18 protein-coding genes and 1 pseudogene are annotated in these 19006 nt (G+C 69.8%); 9 read left to right on the top strand and 10 right to left on the bottom strand.

Going from position 1 to position 19006, the window contains the following annotated elements:
- The 5 genes and pseudogenes from A5711_RS27315 to egtE form a co-directional block, all read left to right on the top strand.
- Positions 1-224: pseudogene (locus A5711_RS27315) on the top strand (ergothioneine biosynthesis glutamate--cysteine ligase EgtA); the annotation flags it as partial.
- Between the two features lie 44 nt (positions 225-268).
- The gene (egtB, locus tag A5711_RS18240) at positions 269-1564 is read left to right on the top strand and encodes an ergothioneine biosynthesis protein EgtB (RefSeq protein ID WP_067948949.1); all 1296 of its coding nucleotides are present in this window, start codon (positions 269-271) and stop codon (positions 1562-1564) included.
- The gene (egtC, locus tag A5711_RS18235) at positions 1564-2277 is read left to right on the top strand and encodes an ergothioneine biosynthesis protein EgtC (RefSeq protein ID WP_067948943.1); all 714 of its coding nucleotides are present in this window, start codon (positions 1564-1566) and stop codon (positions 2275-2277) included. Before egtB ends, egtC begins: the two co-directional genes overlap by 1 nt.
- Entirely contained in the window at positions 2274-3239 is a 966-nt protein-coding gene (gene egtD / locus A5711_RS18230) for an L-histidine N(alpha)-methyltransferase (RefSeq protein ID WP_067948941.1), read from the top strand. The genes egtC and egtD overlap by 4 nt, the downstream gene beginning before the upstream one ends.
- Positions 3236-4384, top strand: coding sequence for an ergothioneine biosynthesis PLP-dependent enzyme EgtE (gene egtE, locus A5711_RS18225; RefSeq protein ID WP_067948940.1), 1149 nt, complete (start codon positions 3236-3238; stop codon positions 4382-4384). Before egtD ends, egtE begins: the two co-directional genes overlap by 4 nt.
- Positions 4385-4426: 42 nt before the next feature.
- On the opposite strand, the gene A5711_RS18220 is transcribed toward egtE, so the two are convergent.
- Positions 4427-5410, bottom strand: coding sequence for a helix-turn-helix transcriptional regulator (locus A5711_RS18220; protein ID WP_067948938.1), 984 nt, complete (start codon positions 5408-5410; stop codon positions 4427-4429).
- Between the two features lie 64 nt (positions 5411-5474).
- On the opposite strand from A5711_RS18220, the gene A5711_RS18215 reads away from it, so the two are divergent.
- The gene (locus tag A5711_RS18215) at positions 5475-6677 is read left to right on the top strand and encodes an MFS transporter (RefSeq protein WP_067948936.1); all 1203 of its coding nucleotides are present in this window, start codon (positions 5475-5477) and stop codon (positions 6675-6677) included.
- A gap of 58 nt (positions 6678-6735) precedes the next feature.
- Here A5711_RS18215 and A5711_RS18210 read toward each other — a convergent pair whose 3' ends face one another.
- Together A5711_RS18210 and A5711_RS18205 are read right to left on the bottom strand one after the other, a co-directional pair.
- Positions 6736-7416, bottom strand: coding sequence for a class I SAM-dependent methyltransferase (locus A5711_RS18210; protein ID WP_067948934.1), 681 nt, complete (start codon positions 7414-7416; stop codon positions 6736-6738).
- 20 nt (positions 7417-7436) lie between these two features.
- Positions 7437-8909 (bottom strand): glutamate--cysteine ligase, encoded by a 1473-nt coding sequence (locus A5711_RS18205; protein WP_067948932.1) that lies wholly within the window; start codon positions 8907-8909, stop codon positions 7437-7439.
- Positions 8910-8994: 85 nt separating this feature from the next.
- Between A5711_RS18205 and glpK the strand changes: the two genes are divergently transcribed.
- On the top strand, positions 8995-10521 hold the full coding sequence (gene glpK / locus A5711_RS18200) for a glycerol kinase GlpK (protein ID WP_067948930.1): 1527 nt from the start codon (positions 8995-8997) through the stop codon (positions 10519-10521).
- Positions 10522-10548: 27 nt separating this feature from the next.
- Here glpK and A5711_RS18195 read toward each other — a convergent pair whose 3' ends face one another.
- Positions 10549-11277: a PadR family transcriptional regulator gene (locus tag A5711_RS18195; RefSeq protein WP_067948928.1), complete on the bottom strand. Its 729-nt coding sequence runs from the start codon at positions 11275-11277 to the stop codon at positions 10549-10551.
- A 213-nt stretch (positions 11278-11490) separates the two neighbouring features.
- Between A5711_RS18195 and A5711_RS18190 the strand changes: the two genes are divergently transcribed.
- Positions 11491-11883, top strand: a complete 393-nt coding sequence (locus A5711_RS18190) for a hypothetical protein (RefSeq protein WP_067948926.1) — start codon at positions 11491-11493, stop codon at positions 11881-11883.
- On the opposite strand, the gene A5711_RS18185 is transcribed toward A5711_RS18190, so the two are convergent.
- Positions 11880-12755 carry an RDD family protein gene (locus A5711_RS18185; RefSeq protein ID WP_067948924.1) on the bottom strand — a complete coding sequence of 292 codons (876 nt, stop codon included), beginning with the start codon at positions 12753-12755 and terminating at the stop codon, positions 11880-11882. The two genes, A5711_RS18190 and A5711_RS18185, sit on opposite strands and share 4 nt — an antisense overlap.
- A gap of 36 nt (positions 12756-12791) precedes the next feature.
- Between A5711_RS18185 and A5711_RS18180 the strand changes: the two genes are divergently transcribed.
- Positions 12792-13784 carry a stage II sporulation protein M gene (locus tag A5711_RS18180; protein ID WP_067948922.1) on the top strand — a complete coding sequence of 331 codons (993 nt, stop codon included), beginning with the start codon at positions 12792-12794 and terminating at the stop codon, positions 13782-13784.
- Position 13785: 1 nt separating this feature from the next.
- Here A5711_RS18180 and A5711_RS18175 read toward each other — a convergent pair whose 3' ends face one another.
- The 5 genes from A5711_RS18175 to A5711_RS18155 are packed head-to-tail and all read right to left on the bottom strand — an operon-like array spanning position 13786 to position 18998.
- Positions 13786-15108 carry a DUF58 domain-containing protein gene (locus A5711_RS18175; protein ID WP_067948920.1) on the bottom strand — a complete coding sequence of 441 codons (1323 nt, stop codon included), beginning with the start codon at positions 15106-15108 and terminating at the stop codon, positions 13786-13788.
- Entirely contained in the window at positions 15108-16085 is a 978-nt protein-coding gene (locus A5711_RS18170) for a MoxR family ATPase (RefSeq protein WP_067948918.1), read from the bottom strand. Before A5711_RS18170 ends, A5711_RS18175 begins: the two co-directional genes overlap by 1 nt.
- Entirely contained in the window at positions 16082-17227 is a 1146-nt protein-coding gene (locus A5711_RS18165; protein ID WP_067948947.1) for a DUF4350 domain-containing protein, read from the bottom strand. The genes A5711_RS18170 and A5711_RS18165 overlap by 4 nt, the downstream gene beginning before the upstream one ends.
- Entirely contained in the window at positions 17227-17880 is a 654-nt protein-coding gene (locus A5711_RS18160) for a DUF4129 domain-containing protein (RefSeq protein WP_067948916.1), read from the bottom strand. The genes A5711_RS18165 and A5711_RS18160 overlap by 1 nt, the downstream gene beginning before the upstream one ends.
- Positions 17881-17894: 14 nt before the next feature.
- Positions 17895-18998 carry a hypothetical protein gene (locus A5711_RS18155; protein WP_067948945.1) on the bottom strand — a complete coding sequence of 368 codons (1104 nt, stop codon included), beginning with the start codon at positions 18996-18998 and terminating at the stop codon, positions 17895-17897.
- Positions 18999-19006: the final 8 nt, after the last annotated feature.

The raw sequence follows: 19006 nt of genomic DNA, 5'->3' as shown, positions 1-19006 counted from the left end.
CTCAGGCGGGACTACGTGACCGGCGGCTGTACGCCGCGGCCAACAAGTGCGTGGCCGTCGCCGCTCAGCTGGCGCCGCCCGAACTCGGCGATTCGATGCAGCGGCTGGTCGACGCCGTCGAGCGGGGCCGATGTCCCGGCGACGACTTCTCCGACCAGGTGATCCGACAGGGCATCGCGGCCACGGTCGCCGAGGCGGCGCGCCGCCCGCAAGGGGGGCTGTGACTTCCGCCAATGATTCCGACCCGCTGCGCCCGCTTGCGCCGCGCTTGGGATCGTCATGCCGGGCAAGTCTCGCCGACGATTTGGCGCGGGCGCGGACGCGGACGTTGCGGCTGGTCGAGTTCGACGACGCCGAGCTGTACCGGCAGTACGACCCCCTGATGAGCCCGCTGGTGTGGGACCTGGCGCACATCGGTCAGCAAGAGGAGTTCTGGCTGTTGCGCGGCGGTGACCCCGCCCGGCCCGGCATGCTGCCGCCGGCGGTCGAGGGCCTCTACGACGCCTTCGTGCACTCCCGCGCCAGCCGCGTCGAGCTGCCGCTGCTGTCGCCGGACCGTGCGCGGGCGTATTGCCGCACAGTGCGGTCCGCCGCCCTCGACGCCCTCGACGCCCTGCCGGAGGACAGTGACGACTTCGCGTTCGCGTTGGTGATCAGCCACGAAAACCAACACGACGAAACCATGCTGCAGGCGCTCAACCTGCGCACCGGGGCTCCGCTGCTGCGCGACCATGCGGCGCTGCCGGCCGGCCGGCCGGGGCTGGCCGGCACCTCCGTTCTGGTGCCCGCCGGCCCGTTCGTGCTGGGCGTGGACGCCGCGAGTGAACCCTATTCGCTCGACAACGAGCGGCCCGCCCACATCGTCGAGCTGCCCGCGTTCCGCATCGGCCGGGTGCCGGTCACGAACGGCGAATGGCGGCACTTCATCGAAGACGGCGGTTACCTGCAGCCGCGCTGGTGGTCCGAGCGTGGTTGGGAGCATCGCCGGCGCGCGGGCCTGACCGCGCCACAGTTCTGGAGCCCCGACGCACGAACACGCACCCGGTTCGGCCACGTCGAAGACATCCCCGCCGACGAGCCGGTGCAGCACGTCTCCTACTTCGAGGCCGAGGCCTATGCGGCCTGGGCCGGTGCGCGGCTGCCCACCGAGGTGGAATGGGAGAAGGCCTGCGCATGGGATCCGGCTACCGACAGCCGCCGTCGCTACCCGTGGGGAGCGCAGCCGCCCTCCGACGACCTCGCCAACCTGGGCGGAACCTCGTTGCGTCCGGCACCCGTAGGGGCCTACCCGGCCGGCGCCTCGGCGTATGGGGCGGAACAGATGCTCGGCGACGTGTGGGAGTGGACCACTTCGCCGCTGCGGCCCTGGCCCGGATTCGTTCCGATGATCTACGAGCGCTACTCGCAGCCGTTCTTCGACGGCGACTACCGGGTGCTGCGCGGCGGCTCGTGGGCCGTGGCGCCCGCTATCCTGCGGCCGAGCTTCCGCAACTGGGACCACCCGATCCGGCGCCAGATCTTCTCCGGCGTCCGGTTGGCTTGGGACGTCGAGGATTTCACCTGATGTGCCGTCACCTCGGCTGGCTCGGGGCCGACGTCACCGTGTCCTCGCTGGTGCTGGACCCGCTGCACGGCCTGCGGGTGCAGTCGTATGCGCCGCGCCGGCAGAAGCACGGCCTGCTCAACGCCGACGGTTGGGGCGTCGGGTTTTTCGATGATTCCCCCGAAGGGCAAGTGCCCCGCCGCTGGCGTAGCAGTGCGCCGCTGTGGGGTGACACGTCGTTCGACTCCGTCGCACCGGCGCTGCGCAGCCGCTGCGTGGTTGCCGCGGTGCGCTCGGCGACGGTCGGCATGCCGATCGATGTCAGCGCGACGGCGCCGTTCACCGACGGCCAGTGGATGTTGTCGCACAACGGCGTCGTTGACCGTGCCGTGTTGCCCCTCAGCTCGCGGGCCGAATCCGTCTGTGACAGTGCATTGCTCGCCGCTGTCATCTTCGAGCGCGGCCTCGCCGCGCTCGGCGAGACCATCACCGAGGTCGCGGCGGCTGACCCCGACGCCCGACTGAACATATTGGCAGCCAACGGTTCTCGCCTGTTGGCGACCACCTGGGGTGACACGTTGTCCATCCTGCGGCGTGCGGACGGGATTGTTCTGGCCAGCGAGCCATACGACAACGACCCCGGCTGGGAGGACGTGCCGGACCGCCACCTCGTCGAGGTCACCGCGGCGGGCGTCGCGCTGACCCCACTGGATCACTCGGAAGGTTATCGATGACGCTGACACTGTCCAACCACCTGGCCGCCGACTCCGCGGATCAAGCGTTGCGCCGAGATGTGTTCGACGGCCTGCAGCAGACGCCGAAGTCGTTGCCGCCCAAGTGGTTCTACGATTCGCTGGGCAGTCACCTGTTCGATCAGATCACCCGGTTGCCCGAATACTATCCGACCCGCGCGGAGGCCGAGATCCTGCGCGCGCGGTCGGCCGAAGTCGCGGCGGCCAGCGAGGCCGACACCCTGGTGGAGTTGGGCAGTGGGACGTCGGAGAAGACCCGGCTGCTGCTCGACGCGCTGCGCGAACGCGGATCGCTGCGCAGATTCGTACCGTTCGATGTCGACGCCGGCATACTGTCGACGGCCGCGGCGGCGATCCAGCAGGAATACGCCGGCGTCGAAATCAATGCGGTCTGCGGCGATTTCGAGGAACACCTGACCGAGATCCCAGCCGGCGGGCGACGCCTGTTCGTTTTCCTGGGGTCGACGATCGGCAACCTGACACCCGGACCGCGCACGGCGTTCCTGTCGAGCCTGTCCGCCCAAATGCGCCCGGGCGACAGCCTGCTGCTCGGCACGGACCTGATTAAGGACACCGGTCGGCTGGTGCGCGCCTATGACGACTCGGCCGGGGTGACGGCGGCGTTCAATCGCAATGTGCTGGCGGTGATCAACCGGCAACTCGACGCCGATTTCGACGTCGAGGCGTTCCAACACGTGGCGCGCTGGAACGCCGAGGAGGAACGCATCGAAATGTGGTTGCGCGCCAGCCGCCCGCAGCGGGTCCGCGTCGACGCGCTAGATCTCACCGTCGATTTCGCGGCCGACGAGGAGATGCTCACCGAGGTGTCGTGCAAGTTCCGCCCGGACGGGGTGCGCGCCGAATTGGCCAGCGTGGGACTGCGCCGCACCCGGTTCTGGACGGACGCCGCGGGTGATTTCGGGTTGTCGTTGGCCGTGAAGTGACGGCCGCGGGTTCGCTTGCGGACCGCTGGCGGGCGATCCGCCCGCCCGTGGCCGGGCTGCACCTGGACAGCGCGGCGTGTTCGCGGCAGAGTCTCGCGGTGATCGAGGCCGCCGCCCTGCACGCGCGCAACGAGTCCGAAATCGGCGGCTACGTCGCGGCCGAGGCCGCCGCGCCCGCGCTGGACGCCGGGCGGGTTGCGTTCGCCGCGCTGGCCGGCATGCCCGACGCCGAGGTGGTGTTCACCACCGGCTCCCTGAACGCGCTCGATCTGCTGCTCGGCGGCTGGCCGGCCGACCGGCGCACCGTGGCGTGCCTGCCCGGCGAATACGGCCCCAACCTGGCGCTCTTCGCTGCCCACGGCTTCGATCGCCAGCTGCTGCCGACCCTCGAGGATGGCCGCGTCGCGCTCGACGACGCGGCGCTGGCACTCGAGGCCGACCCGCCCGATCTGGTCCACCTCACCGCGGTCGGCAGCCACAGCGGCGTGGTGCAACCGCTGTCGATGATCGCGCAGCTCTGCCGCGAGCTGGGGCTGCCGCTCGTCGTCGACGCCGCCCAGGCGCTGGGCCACGTGGATTGCGCGGTCGGCGCCGACGTGACCTATGCGTCGTCGCGCAAGTGGATCGCGGGGCCGCGCGGCGTCGGGGCGCTCGCGGTGCGACGCGAGCTGATGGAGGGCTTGCGCCCGCGGCTGGCGCCGCCGGACTGGCTCGCGGGCTCGTTCTCGGTTGCCCAGCAACTCGAATTCGGCGAAGCCAATATAGCCGCGCGCGTTGGCTTTTCACTGGCCTTGGGAGAGCACTTGGCGTACGGGCCACCCGCCGTGCGTGAACGGCTGGCCGAGCTGGGCGCCACCAGCCGCCGGGCGCTGGCCGACGTGGCCGGCTGGGCGGTGGTCGAGGAGGTCGAGGAGCCCAGCGCCATCACCACCCTGGCCCCGGTCGACGGCGCGGATCCGCAAGCGGTGCGGGCGTGGCTGCTCGCCGAGCGGCGGATCCTGACCACCTTCGTCGGCGTACAGCGGGCGCCGCTGCGACTGGCCGGTCCGGTGCTGCGGATCTCGCCGCACGTCGACACCACCGCTGAGGATCTGCAGACCTTCGCCGAGGCGCTGATCGCCGCGACGGCGGCGACGTCGGGTTGAGCCTCAGCCCACCTTGTGCGCCGGGATCACGGGCTTGCCCGGTCAGTTCTCCTCGAGGAGGTCCAGAAGCCGGTGTCCTCGCTCGGTGAGCCGGTAGATGACGTTGCGTCCGACTCTGGTTCCGACGATCGTTCCGGCATCGCGCAATACGGCGAGGTGGCTGCTCACGGTGCCCAGGGATAGGCCGAGGGTGCGTGCGAGTTGGGTGCTGGTGGCAGGGGTTTGCAGTTGCCTGGCGATGCGGGACCGACCAGGCCCGAGGAGGGTCGAGAGGGCGTCGGTGCGATCGGCGCCGGGGGTGGCCGGCTCGGCGTGTGGCCCGTGGGCGCAGTAGACCAGGGCGTAGCGCGGGGGCTGTTCACACGTCCACCAGCCCCCGGTTGTGGTCCGTGGGACGAAGATCAGCCCCTCGTCGATAGTGCGGTCCGGCCAGTGCTGACTGCTGAAACGAATTGCGTTGTCGCCAACCCAGATTGAGCGCTGCTTCATCGTCTCGACGGTATGCTTCCACCCGTAAGCGGACAGTAGCCCCGCGCGGTACATGATGTCGCGTTCGAGAACGGCCCGACGACGCGGCCAGTCCGGCTCGACGAATTGCCGCCAGCCCTGCTCGAACACCTCCGCAATGCGGACCGCGAGGTTCTCGCGGCGGAGCCAGTCGAGTTGATGGGGCTTCCAACTCGCAGCCGCAGCGGCACGCACACCCGCGCGGATCTGGTCGTCGCTGAAGGCGGTCATCGCACCGAGTTCGTCGGCCAGCCGGGTGTGGACGCCGTGCTCAGGCGGCAACGCCACGATGTCGGGAAGCCGCTTGGTAGTGGCGATCAGCGGCAGTAACGCGTTAGCCATGGGATTTGCGCCCAGCCAGCGGCGATAGGCCGGCTGATGTTCGGCGTACCAGCGGGCCAAGGCGGCGTCGGCGCATCGGCGCTGCAAGGTGATCAGCACGCCCACCGTCTCGGCCAGCGGCGAGATGGCGAACCGGCAGTGCGCCAGTGCATGGGGGCTGAGCTTGAGAAGTGTCATATCCTTGCGCCATTTATCGTAGAGATGGCGACGCTACCGTGCCGCTGCCCATGCTGTCTCTCCTATGGCACTCTCGCCGGCACGAAGGACAGCCCACACACCGTTCGGTCGCTTCTTGTTGGGCAGGGCGGTCTCGCTGGCCGGTAGTGCGATGACACCGGTCGCGCTGAGCCTGGCGGTGCTGCAGGCGTCGCATCGTCTGAGCGACCTTGGGGTGGTGTTGGCCGCTCAGGTCACCGCGCAGCTGAGTTTGCTGTTGGTGGGCGGTGTATTCGGTGACCGCTGGCCGCGCCGCACCCTTCTGATAGGGACGAATCTGGGAGCAGGCCTCACCCAAGGTGCCGTTGCCGCCGTGTTGCTGAGCGGCAACTACCAACTGCCACTGGTGGCTTGCCTGCAATTCGCCAACGGCGCACTGGAGGCCTTCGCGTCGCCCGCGCTGCGAGGCATCGTGCCGGAACTGGCCGAAACCTCGCAACTGCCGCGGGCCAACGCCGCACTGGCCACCGTAAAGAACCTCACGAAGGTTCTTGGGCCGGCCATCTCCGGCGTGCTCGTCGCTGCGGGCGGCGGCGGGATCGCCGTGGCCGTCGACGCCGCCAGTTTCCTGGTCGCCGCCGCGATCTTGGCTGGGCTGCCCCGGATCTCCGCACCCGCGCGCCCCGCGGGAAGCGGAGTGTTGACCGATATCCGCCGCGGTTGGCACACATTTCGGTCAACGCGATGGCTTTGGTCGACCAGCTGCTCCTTCGCGGTCATCAACCTGATCGGGACCGGAACGTGGCAGGTGTTGGGTCCCGAGATCACCACGGCGTCGACGAGTGCACCCGTTTGGGGTATGGCTTTGAGTGCGCGCGCTATCGGCGCCCTCGCAATGGGGGTGCTGCTGTATCGCCATGCCCCTCAACGGTTTTTGGGCACCGGCCAGCTCATCGCGGCCTTGGGCGCGTCCGGGTTGCTGGGCTTGGGCCTCGACCTGCCGACTCCGTGGTTCATGCTGGCGGCGTTCATTTCCGGGCTGGGCTTCTCCGCGCCGTCGATAGCGTGGGATACCTGCGTGCATCAACACGTGCCCCGGCACGAGCTGTCGCGCATTTCCGCATACAACGATCTGCTGTCGTACACATGCGTGCCCGTCGGACAACTACTCGTCGGACCTGCCGCGGCGTGGTTGGGGCCGGCCAGCGTTGCGCTCTACGCGGGAATCGGCTTCGTGGTGGCAGCGATCGCCCCGCTCAGCAGCCGCTCCGTCCGCCAACTGGCGTAGCAGCCTGTACTTCGTGAACCCGCGTGGTCGCCGCGGCGGCGGTGACGTCTGACGAGCCTCAGCCCACCTTGTGCGCCGTCAGCAGGTAGGCCGGCATCTTCATCCGGCCCTTCTCATCGCGGTCGTGCGGTGGAAATTCGAAGGGCGCGTTGGGGATTTCGACGACGTTGGACAGGATGAAGGCCGGCCGGATCTCGTCGACTACCCAGTACTTGCTCACCGCGGCGCGCAGTTCGTCCTCGTCGACCTCGTTGGGCTTCGGTTCCATCTCGGCGGGGAAGGCGCCCTTGGCGAACACCAGCACGAACAGGTTGGCGCCCGGCGCGGCCGCGCGGTGGACGGAGCTCAGGTAGCCGTCGCGGCCCTCGACCGGCAGCGAGTGAAACAGCGTGGAGTCGACGACGGTGGAGAACCGGCCGTCATAACCACCGAACGAGGTGATGTCGGCCTGCACGAAGCTGGCCGTGGTCACCCCGCGCTCCTGGGCCGCCTTGGTGGCCGCCGCGACGGCGGTCGGCGTGAGGTCGACACCGACAACCGTGTGGCCCTGGGCTGCCAACGCCAACGAAAGTTCGGCGAACCCACAGCCGGCGTCGAGCACGTCGCTGCGGAATTTCCCGGCCGCGGCCAATGCGGCCAGTTCGGGTTGCGGCTCACCGATGTTCCACGGCGGCGGACCCTCGAAGTGCGCCTGTTCGCGGTATGCGCTGTCCCAGTCCATAACGTGATCGCCCGTCATGGTTTTCAACGTACCCGCGGTCAAGACTCCCAGGTGTGCACCGGCTCGTTGGCGTGCATGTGGTCGCAGTACCGGCGCAGCATCTCGGCCAGCGCGGCCGGCCGGGTCATCCCGCCGTCTTCCAGAGCGCGCACGGTGGAGACCTGCCAGCTGGCGCCGTTGCGGCCCGACCTGGCGCGGCCCTCGATGACGCCGAGGAACCGGTCCCGCACCTCGGCGTCCATCCCCCACCGGCGCAGTCCCTCGTCGGCGATCGGCAGCAACGTATCCAGCACCAGCGCGGTCGCCGCCACCTCACCCAGACCCGGCCAATGCAGCCGGGCGTCGATGCCGCGGCGCGCCGCCTCGAGGAAATTCCCCTGTGCCGCAGCGAAGTCCATGCGGGACCACAGGGGCTGTTCGTCCTCGGAGAGGCTGCGCAGCACGCCGTAGAAGAACGCCGAATTGGCCACCATGTCCACGACGGTCGGCCCGGCCGGCAGCACCCGGTTCTCCAGCCGCAGGTGCGGGCGCCCGTCGACGACGTCATAGACCGGCCGGTTCCACCGGTACACCGTGCCGCTGTGCAGCCGCAGCTCGGAGAGTTGCGGTGCGCGCCCGGCGGCCAGCTCGGCGGCCGGATCCTCGTCGGAGACCTCGGGAAGCAGGGACGGGAAGTAGCGGATGTTCTCTTGGTACAGGTCGAGCACCGAGCTGATCCACCCTTCGCCGAACCACACCCGCGGCCGAACGCCCTGGGACTTGAGCTTCTCGGGCCTGGTGTCGGTGGACTGGGTGAACAGCTCGATGCGGGTCTCGGCCCACAACTGGTGGCCGAAGAAGTACGGCGAGTTGGCGCCCAGCGCCAGCTGCGGGCCGGCCACCACCTGGGCGGCATTCCAGTTGGCGGCGAACGTTTCCGGCGCCACCTGCAGGTGCAATTGGATGCTGGTGCAAGCGGATTCGGGCGCAATCGACACGGCCTGCCAGTTCAGCGGCTCGGGACCGGAGATGTTGATCGGGATGTCCTCGCCGCGGGCGGTGAAGATCGAGTCATTGAGCGCCGCGTACCGCCTCGAGTCGCTCATCCACCCGGTGGTCAGATGCTCGGGCATCAGCGTGGGCAGGATCCCGATCATCACGATGTGCGCGCCGCCCGCGCCGGCCTTGATCTCGGCGTCGTTCAGACTTGCCCGCACCTCGCCTTCCAGGTCGAGCGCGATGCGTCCGGGCAGGGCATGCGGCGGCACGTTGAATTCGATGTTGTAGGCGCCCAATTCCGGCTGGAACGCCGGATCCCCGATGGCGTCCAGCACGTCGCGGTTGGACATCGCCGGCTGGTAGTCGGCGTCGACGAGGTTGCACTCGATCTCCATGCCGGTCAGCGGCTTGGCCGAGTCAAAGCGCGACTGTTCCAGCATCGCCTCGAACACGTCCAGGCACACCTGGAGCTTGCGCCCGTATTCCCGCCGATGTGCGCTGGTGTACGTGGTGCGCTTGACCTCTTCGCCCACACCGCCGATGGAACAGGGTTACCGGCGGTAACGCAAGCTACCCGGTGAGCTTGTCGAGTTCACCCGGGCATGATGGACTCCTGACGTGTCCGAGTCCGCTGAGTTCGTAGCCGCCATCGACCAGGGAACCACCAGCACTCGCTGCATGATCTTCGATCATGACGGTGCCGAAGTGGCTCGCCATCAACTCGAGCACGAACAAATCCTGCCCCGCGCCGGCTGGGTCGAGCATGACCCGGTCGAAATCTGGGAGCGTACGTCGTCGGTCCTGATGTCGGTGCTGAACCGTGCCAACTTGACCGCCAAAAACCTTGCCGCGCTTGGCATAACGAATCAGCGGGAAACCACACTGGTGTGGAATCGGCGCACCGGGCGGCCCTACTACAACGCGATCGTCTGGCAGGACACCCGCACCGACCGCATCGCGTCGGCGCTGGAACGAGACGGCCGCGGCGAGGTGATCCGCCGCAAGGCGGGCCTGCCGCCTGCGACGTATTTCTCCGGCGGCAAACTGCAGTGGATCCTGGAGAACGTCGACGGGGTGCGCGAGGCGGCCGAGAGCGGTGACGCCCTGTTCGGCACGCCGGACACCTGGGTGTTGTGGCACCTGACCGGAGGCCCGCGCGGCGGCGTGCACGTCACCGATGTGACCAATGCCAGCCGGACCATGCTGATGGATCTGGAGACGCTCGACTGGGACGACGAGCTGTTGTCGTTCTTTGGCATCCCGCGGGCGATGCTGCCGGCGATCGCACCGTCGTCGTCGCCACAACCGTACGGCGTCTCCGCGCAGGCGGGGCCGGTCGGCGGCGAGGTGCCGGTCACGGGGGTCCTCGGCGACCAGCACGCGGCGATGGTGGGCCAGGTGTGCCTGTCGGAGGGCGAGGCGAAGAACACCTACGGCACCGGGAACTTCCTGCTGCTCAATACCGGCGAGACGATCGTTCGGTCGAAGAACGGCCTGCTGACCACCGTCTGCTACCAGTTCGGTGACGCGAAACCCGTTTACGCCCTTGAGGGTTCGATCGCGGTCACGGGCGCTGCGGTGCAGTGGCTGCGTGACCAGTTGGGCATCATCAGCGGCGCGGCGCAAAGCGAGTCGCTGGCGCGCCAGGTCGCCGACAACGGCGGAGTGTATTTCGTCCCGGCGTTTTCCGGGCTGTTCGCGCCCTATTGGCGATCGGATGCCCGCGGCGCGATCGTCGGGCTCTCGCGGTTCAACACCAACGCGCACCTGGCCCGCGCGACGCTGGAGGCGATCTGCTACCAGAGCCGCGACGTGGTGGACGCGATGGCGGCGGATTCCGGTGTGCGCCTTGAGGTGTTGAAGGTCGACGGCGGCGTCACCGGCAACGACCTGTGCATGCAGATCCAGGCCGATGTGCTCGGCGTCGACGTGGTGCGTCCGGTGGTCGCCGAGACGACCGCGCTGGGCGCGGCCTACGCGGCGGGTTTGGCGGTGGGGTTTTGGGCCGATCCGTCCGACCTGCGGGCCAACTGGCACGAGGACAAGCGCTGGACGCCGGCCTGGACCGACGAGCAGCGCGCCGCCGGGTACGCGGGTTGGCGCAAGGCGGTGCAGCGGACCCTGGACTGGGTCGACGTGACCTGATCCAGGGTCCGCTGTGCCTGTCAGCGCTCAGTCTTCGCCGAGGATGCCGTAGACCTCACGCCGCGCGTTGTTGAGGATTTCGACGATGCGCTGCTGTTGCTCGGCGGTTGCGGTGTGCGCGGATTGCGCGACCGCGCCGAACAGCTGGCCGATGGCCGCCCGCAGGTTCATGTGACCCGGGTCGGCGCCTTCGGTGATCTCGTCCCACGGCGGGGTCTCGACCTTTTCGGCCGCCGCGCGGCCCTCGTCGGTCAGCTCGAAGAGCTTCTTGCTGCCTTCGCTTTCGCTGGCCGTGATCAGGCCCTCGTCGGTCAACAGCTGCAGCGTCGGATAGACCGAACCGGGGCTGGGCTTCCAGAGCCCGTTGCTGCGTTCGGCGATTTGCTGGATCATCTCGTAGCCGTGCATGGGGCGCTCGGCCAGCAGCGCCAGGATGGCCGCGCGGACGTCGCCGCGCTTGCCGCGACCCGGGCCGCCGCGGCGCCATCCGCCACGTCGGCCGCCCGGCCCGAAGCCGAAACCCGGACCGAAGCCGGGTCCGAATCCAGGTCCGAAGCCGGCGCCGAACCCCGGGCCGAAGCCGGGCCCGAAGCCCGGGCCGTCGTGGCCGGGCCCATGCTCGCGGAGGTGTTCGAAGAACTCCTGGCGAGCGCGTCGCCTTGCGCCGTGCAGGGCACGCCGTTGCGTGTCGGGGCCGAAGCCGAAAGCGGGGCGGCCGGCGAACGGAACGCCGGTGGGGGTGAATGGGTTGTTCATCTCTGTTTCCTTACGTCTGTTTGGGAAGCGCACCGTGCGCTTCGAGGTATCACGATATATCGGAAAGTATCGCGATGCAACGGGGCATTTGGCAGGCGGTGCTCAGCCGCCGCCGGTAGGGCCCGCGACCTCCGGTTTTGGGTGCCGGCGGGCACGCGGATCGGATGCCCGGGCCCGGTTTGCACTCGCCGGGCGACGGGTAGGACCTCTGGGATGAACGCTGATAACTCCAACCTGACGGTGGGTGGCGGGACCTCGACCGCGGCAGGCCCGGGGCAGGGTGGCAGCGGAGGCGGGCGCAACGTGTGGCCGTGGGTGAACTGGGGGTTGGCGCTGGCCACGGTGCCCGCCGCCGCCATCGTCATGCTGTTCGCGCTCGGGGCGGTGATGAGTACCGACGGCTGCAGCGACCGCAGTTGCCCCAACCTGGGCCACGGCGGGATCGATTTCGGGGTCGCGTTCTACGGCGCGCCCGCCGTCGCGGTCGTCGTGATCGTCATCTCCCTGTTCACCGCGAAGCGCCGCGGCGGCATCGCCGTTCCGCTGTGCGGTTGGGCGCTGTTGATCGCCGACGTCGCCCTCATGGCGGCCAGCGTCTCCGGTTAACCGGGCGGCGCGAACCCGCCCGGCTCAGGATGCGGCGGACCTTGCTGGGGTGCACCCGGGTCCGGCCACGGGACCGCCTGCCGTGGTGGCGCGGGCCAGGCCGGCCACGGCGGGGCGCCTGCCGGCGGCGTGGCCGGGCGAAGCCTCGCCAGTTCGCGGCGGTGCCGTTCGGCGAGCACGGCGGCGAGCACCAGCTCCGGCGGCGCGCCGGGAGGGGGTGGCGGGGCGATGCGGGACACCACGTCACCGGCGATGCGGTAAGCCATCTGCAGCCGTAACTGCGGATCGAGTTGCGTTGCCCGCGAGAGGAATTGCCGTGCCACCTCGGCCTGGCCGGGGGACAGGCCGGAAAGCTGCAACGACGAGGCCCACCAGGCCAGCGAGGGCGGCATCACCGGCGGCGGGCCAAGCCGGGGGCCGCGCTCGTTCACGACGACGGTGCCCGCGAAGATGTCGCCGACCCGCTTGGCCTTCGGTGACAGGATGCTGCAGATGACGGCGGGGCTCCCGAACAGCATCCAGATCTCCACCACCGCCGCGAGGGCGCGAAACAGGGCCTGCCGGAAGCGTTCTGGCCCGCCGTCGTCGGACACCACGCGCAGACCCATCGCGATCTTGCCCACCGAGCGTCCGCGCGTTGCCGTTTCGAGCACCACCGGATAGCCGACGATCACCACGACGGTGAAGATGAGCAGGATGGCGGTGCTCAGCGCGGTGTCGAACTCGGTCAGTGTGGCGGCCCACAACATCAGCCCGAGCAGATAGCACACGACGATCACGGCGATATCGATCAGTGCGCTCACGGCCCGCACCGGCAACTGGGCGATCTGCACGTCGAGCACGACGGCGTCGCCGGTCACCACCTCCGACATAACACCGAACGGTACAGGGCGATTAGGCTGCGCAGGGTGGACGTCGACGCATTCGTGCTGGCCCATCGCGGTACGTGGGACCGCCTCGACCGGCTGGTCGCGAGGCGTCGCTCGCTGACCGGCGCCGAAGTCGACGAGCTCGTCGAGCTGTACCAACGGGTGTCCACCCACCTGTCGATGCTGCGCTCGGCCTCGTCGGACTCGCTGTTGATCGGTCGACTCTCGAGCCTCGTCGCGCGCGCCCGTTCCGTGGTGACCGGCGCCCACGCGCCGTTGAGCGGTACGTTCGCCCGGTTCTGGACGGTGTCGTTCCCGGTGGTCGCCTACCGGTCGTGGCGGTGGTGGCTGGGCACCGCGGTGGCGTTCTTCGCCGTGGTGATCGTGATGGCGTTCTGGGTGGCAGGCAATCCCGAGGTGCAGTCGGCCGCCGGAACCCCAAGCGACATCGAGCAATTGGTCAACCACGACGTCGCCTCCTACTACAGCGAGCATCCCGCCGCGGCGTTCGCCCTGCAAATCTGGGTGAACAACTCCTGGGTCGCCGCGCAGTGCATCGCGTTGTCCGTTCTGCTGGGACTGCCGATCCCGATCGTGCTGTTCCAGAACGCGGCCAACCTAGGCCTGATCTCCGGGCTGATGTTTCAGGCCGGCAAGGGCGGTGTGCTGCTCGGGTTGCTGATTCCGCACGGGCTGCTGGAGCTGACGGCGGTGTTCCTGGCGGGGGCGGCGGGGATGCGGCTGGGGTGGTCGGTGATCTCGCCCGGCGACCGGCCCCGCGGGCAAGTGCTCGCCGAACAGGGGCGCGCCGTCGTGTCGGTCGCGATCGGTCTGGTGGGCGTGTTGTTGGTCTCGGGGTTGATCGAGGCGTTGGTGACGCCGTCGCCGCTGCCGACTTTCGTCCGGGTCGGCATCGGGATCATCGCCGAGGCGGCGTTTTTGGCCTACATCGGGTATTTCGGTCGCCGCGCGGCGAAGGCCGGGGAGACCGGCGACATCGAGGACGCGCCCGACGTGATCCCCACCAGCTGAGCTACAGCCGACCGGTGGCCTTCATCGCCAGGTAGTGGTCGGCCAGGGCGGGGGCAAGGTCGGTGGGCGGGGCATCGACGACCTCCACCCCGCTGCGGCGCAGGCGGGTGGCGATCGCGCGGCGGTCGTTACGCGATCGCTCGGCGGCCGCCGCGTCGTAGACGGCGGCCGGGTCGGAACGCCCGGCGGCCAGTTGGTCGACTCGCGGGTCGGCGACCGCGGCCACCATCAGGTGGTGTTTGGCCGACAACTGGGGCAGCACCGGCAGCAAGCCCTCGTCGAGCGCCGTCGCGTTGAGGTCGGTCAGCAGCACCACCAGTGATCGCCGGCGTGCCCGCCGCGCAATGGCGGAAACCATTGCGGTCCAATCGGGTTCGAGCAGCGCGGGTTGCAGGGGGGCCATCGCCTCGACCAGGTGGGCGAGCAGTTCGGTGCGCGACGCCCCGAAGACGCCGGCGCGGCTGACCCGGTCGTGCGCGAGGAAGTCGACGTGATCGCCGGCCCGCGACGCGAGCGCCGCCAGCAGCAGCGCGGCGTCCATGGACCAGTCCAGCCGGGGCCACCCCGCGGGATCGGCGGCCGTCGGGTCGACACCCACCCGGCCCGCCGAGGTGCGCCCGGTGTCGAGCACGATCACCACCCGCCGGTCGCGTTCGGGGCGCCAGGTGCGGACGACGACGTCGGCGCGACGCGCGGTGGCGCGCCAGTCGATCGACCGCACGTCGTCACCGACGACATATTCACGCAGCGAATCGAATTCGGTTCCCTGGCCGCGGATCAGCGTGGGCAGCAGCCCGTCGATCTCGCGGAGCTTGGCCAGCCGGGCCGGCAGGTGCTTGCGGGACAGGAACGGCGGCAGCACCCGCAGCAGGCCCGGAACCGCCTGCGACCCTTGCCGTCCCGCCAGTCCCAGCGGCCCGATGGACCGGGCGGTGACCACCGCGGCCCGTTGCTCGCCGCGGCGGACCGGCCGCAGCTGGGACTGAATGTGCTGATGCTGCCCGGCGGGGATGTTCACGGGATGGATGCGCGGTCGCGCGCCGGCGCTGGGCGGCCACGCGTCGCGAACCTGGCCGCGGAACCGCCGCCGGCCGTCGTTGTGGATCAGCAACCCGACGTCCACCTGCTGCGCGAGCCGGGCGGAGCGATCCGGGGAACGGATGTAGCGCAACCTGCGGGTGCTGGCCGCCAGCCCGATGTCCACGGCCACCACGATCGCCAGCGTGACCGCCAGCGCGACGAAAGTGTCTGCCGGCCAAGGCGACAGCGCGATGGGCAGGACGCAAATCAGCGCGACCAGCCCGGTGCGTCCGGTCAGGACCACTAGCGGGGCACCGGAACCGAGGCCAAAATGCCGTCGAGCACGCCGTCGGGTGTGGCCCCTTCGAGCTCGGCCTCCGGGCGCAGCATCACCCGGTGCCGCAGCGTCGGGCGTGCCATGGCCTTCACGTCGTCGGGGGTGACGTAGTTGCGGCCGGACAGCCAGGCCCAGGAACGCGCCGTGGCCAGTAGTGCGGTGGCCCCGCGCGGCGATACGCCCAGCTGCAGCGCGGGCGAGGAGCGGGTGGCCCCGACGGTGTCGACGATGTATCCAAGGACCTCGTCGGCGACCAGCACGTGTCGCACGGCGTCGCGCCCGGCCGCCAATTCGGCGGCCCCGGCCACCGGTTTGATCGCCGACAGGTCGCGGGGGTCGAAGCCGTGCGCGTGCCGGGCGAGGATGGCGATCTCCGAATCGCGCGGCGGCAGAGTCACATTCAGCTTGAGCAGGAATCGATCCAGCTGGGCTTCGGGCAGCTGGTAAGTGCCCTCGTATTCGACCGGGTTCTGGGTCGCGGCGACGATGAACGGATCGGGCAGCGGCTGGGCGACGCCTTCCACGCTGACCTGGCGCTCCTCCATCGCCTCGAGCAGCGCGGCCTGGGTTTTCGGCGGGGTCCGGTTGATCTCGTCGGCCAGCAGCAGATTGGTGAACACCGGGCCGGGCCGGAACTCGAATGCGGCGGTGCGTGCGTCGTACACCAGCGAGCCCGTCACGTCGCCGGGCATCAGGTCGGGGGTGAACTGCACCCGCTTGAACTCCAGTTGCAGCGCGGCCGCCAGCGCGCGCACCAGCAGCGTCTTCGCCACTCCCGGAACGCCTTCCAGCAGCACGTGACCGCGGCACAGCAGCGCGATCACCAGGCCGCTGACCACCCCCTCCTGTCCGACGACGGCCTTGGCGAGCTCGGTGCGCAACGCCAGCAGCGCATCTCGCGCCGATTCAGCGGTGGGGGTCGAGGCGGTAGATGGTTGCGTCACGTCCGTGTGACCTGCCTTTCGATGTCGTCGAGCGCACGGGCAAGTTGTAGCAGGTCGTGGTCGGTCGCCGGGGGCGGCCCGAACAGCTGGTAGGAGACGAATGCCGGGTCGGCCCCGCTGCGTCCGGCCACCGCGGCCGCCACCGCCGGCGGGGGCGCCCCGATGCTCAGACCCAGCCGGGGCACCAGCCGCTGCAGCGTGGCGGTGCGCAGCGCCGCGGCGGCGCGGTCGCGCGCCCGGCGGGAACGGTACAGCCGGCCGCGGCCCTCGACGGTCTCCGAAGCGCGCACCACGACGGGCAGCTCCTCGGCGACCAGCGGGCCGGGCCGCCGGCCCCGCCACAGGGCGACCAGCAGCACAACCAGGCAGAGCTGCCAGACGATCCAGGTCACGTTCTGCGGGATCAGGTCGCCAATCGAACCGGGCGGCGGTGATTCGCCCTCGACCCGGTGGGGCGCGTACCAGATCAACCGGGGCCGGGCGCCCGCCAGGTTCATCGCCAGCGCGGCGTTACCCGCCTGCAGCAGGGCGCCGTTGGTCAGGAAATCGGTGCTGCCCACCGCCGTGATCGTCCGCCCGCCGTCCCGGAAGCGAATCAACGCACCGTCGTAGCAGCGGGTCATCGGCCGGCCGTCGGTGGCGCGGTAGGTGTCGCTGGGCCCGAATCGCACCGGGCCGGCCCGGGTGGCCTCGCGCAGTGTGCAGTCGGGATCGGTGTCGAACGCGCCGGCCGCCGAGACGCGCAGGCCGGGCAGGAATGCCTCGCGGGTGCGCGCCGTCGGCTCCACCAGCAGCAGATCGCCGGGCGCCTTCGCCAGCCGGTCCAGCAGCGGGGCGGTCAGGTATTGGCTTTGCGCCACCAGGATCAGCGCGTCCGGCCGCGCCGCCCGTTCCACGTCGGCGATGCCGTCGGCGACGACGACGTCGACGCCGCCGCCGCGCAGGAGTGCCACCAGCGCATGGGTGCCGTCGGGACTCGTCGATGCCGGATCCATGCGAGCGCCGGGTCGCGGCGCGGTGAGGTAGGCGTCGACGCCGGCGATGACGGCGAGCACGATCAGGGTGACGATGACCCAGCGCCAGGACCGCCAGCGCTGCATCGGCGTCGGGCTGGTGGCTTCGGGACGTTGGATTGTCGCCATCACCGCACCTGCGCCCACGAGTCGGAGGCGGCGGGCTGCGCCGGTCCCGCGGGTACGGCCGCCGAGCGGGACCGCAGGTGGTCGTCGAGGTCGGCGATCATCTGGTACGCGGCCTGGGTTCCGGGTTGTTCGCCGTAGGTGACGTCATTGAAAGCCGTTGCAGCCTGCGATAATTCGCCGGCAAGGTGGGGCAGCGCGGCGCCGGCGTCGGAGGCCAGTTCGTTGGCGGTACGCCCGGGCGCCGGGTTCAGCACGCCGGTCTCCTCGAGCTGGCGGGCGACGGCCCGCAGTCGATGACGAATCGCCGCGGCCCACTCACCTTGCGCCGCATAGCTTTCGGCGGTCGCACGATGCTGGGCCGCGGTGAGCTGCGCGGCTTCGAACAACTGGTAGTCGCCGCCACGCTTGGTGCGCATGGTGCGCCGCGCGATGTGGATGGCGACCGCCAGCGCGATCCCCAGCATGATGAAAAGCACCGTCGCCGTGAGCCATCCACCCGGCAGCGAGGCCGTCTTCTGCAGCAGCCGATAGATCGTCTCGTTCAGCCATTCGGCTAGCTGTTGCTCGGCCGATCCCTTGGAGTAGATCGGCTTGTTGAGCTCGTCCTGGGCGGCCTGGTGCGCGGCATCGCGGTCGATGTCGATGGAGGGCACGGTTGCACTCGTCCTCAGGCCGGCCGCGTCAGCCAGAGGTTGTCGGTGGAGCCGGCCACGTACGGTCCGCCGGCGGCGCCGGTCTGCAGGACCAGATCGAAGGCCTCGGCGCGCATCCGGCGATCGGTGTAGAGCAGCGCGATGACGCCCGCGTTGAAGGGCGCGGTGATGATCTCGCCGATCGCCGCGCCCACCGACGCGACCACGGTGCTGATGAGGAAAGCCGCGGTGGACGAGGTGATCACAAAGAACTGGCTGACGATGTTGAACGGCACGGCGACCGCGCCCCCGACGACGGACGTCACCACGAGCGTCAGTAGCCGGATGCCCAGCACTCGCCAGAATCCGCCGCGGACCAGCGCGAACGATCGGGTGATGGCGTCGAGAACCGGCAGCCGCTCCAGCACGATCAGCACGGGTGCAAACAACACCACCGTGTACAGGTACACCAGCAACGCGATCACGGCCAGCGCGAGCGGCAGGCCCAGCACGACCGCCACCGCGGGGTTGCCGATAGCCGCCAGCACCGCGACGATCACCGCCGCCAGGCCGGCGACAACCGCCATCACCGCGCCTTCGAGCACCGCGAGACCGAACAACGGCACCAGGCGCCCCCGGATCTTGGCCCACGTCTCTCCGATGGTGATCGGCGACCCGAACACCGCCCGCCCGACGATGACGGTGAGCATTCCGGACAACAGCATGCCGCCCAGCCAGGCGACGACCACGCCGGCGCCCATCGACGTCAGCCACGCGCCCACGACCCCGGTGGTCAGCTCCTTGGCGTGGTCGGTCGTCAACCTGCCGTAGGCCGCCAACGGTCCGAAAACGGCGGCCTTCGTGACGATTTGGATGAACACCACCACGATGGCGGTCAAGCCCAAAGCCGCCTTCGGATTGGCGCGGACGTAGCCGACCGCGCCGTTGAAGATGTCGCCGAGCGTCAGCGGTCGCAGCGGGATGATGCCGGGTTTGACCGCTCCCGGAACCAGTTGCGGCGGACCGTATTGCCAGGGGGACGGCGGCCCGTATCCCGGGGGCGGGCCATAGCCGTGCGGGTGGGCGACACCGCGGAAATCGACGTCGCCCTGCGCTCGGCGGGCACGCTGCACCGCCAGCTCGTGCT

The organism is Mycobacterium sp. E2238 (genome assembly GCF_001672665.1).
Taxonomy (GTDB): domain Bacteria; phylum Actinomycetota; class Actinomycetes; order Mycobacteriales; family Mycobacteriaceae; genus Mycobacterium.
The sequence above is the reverse complement of the archived record's forward strand: the minus strand, read 5'-3'. Positions and strand labels throughout refer to the sequence as shown.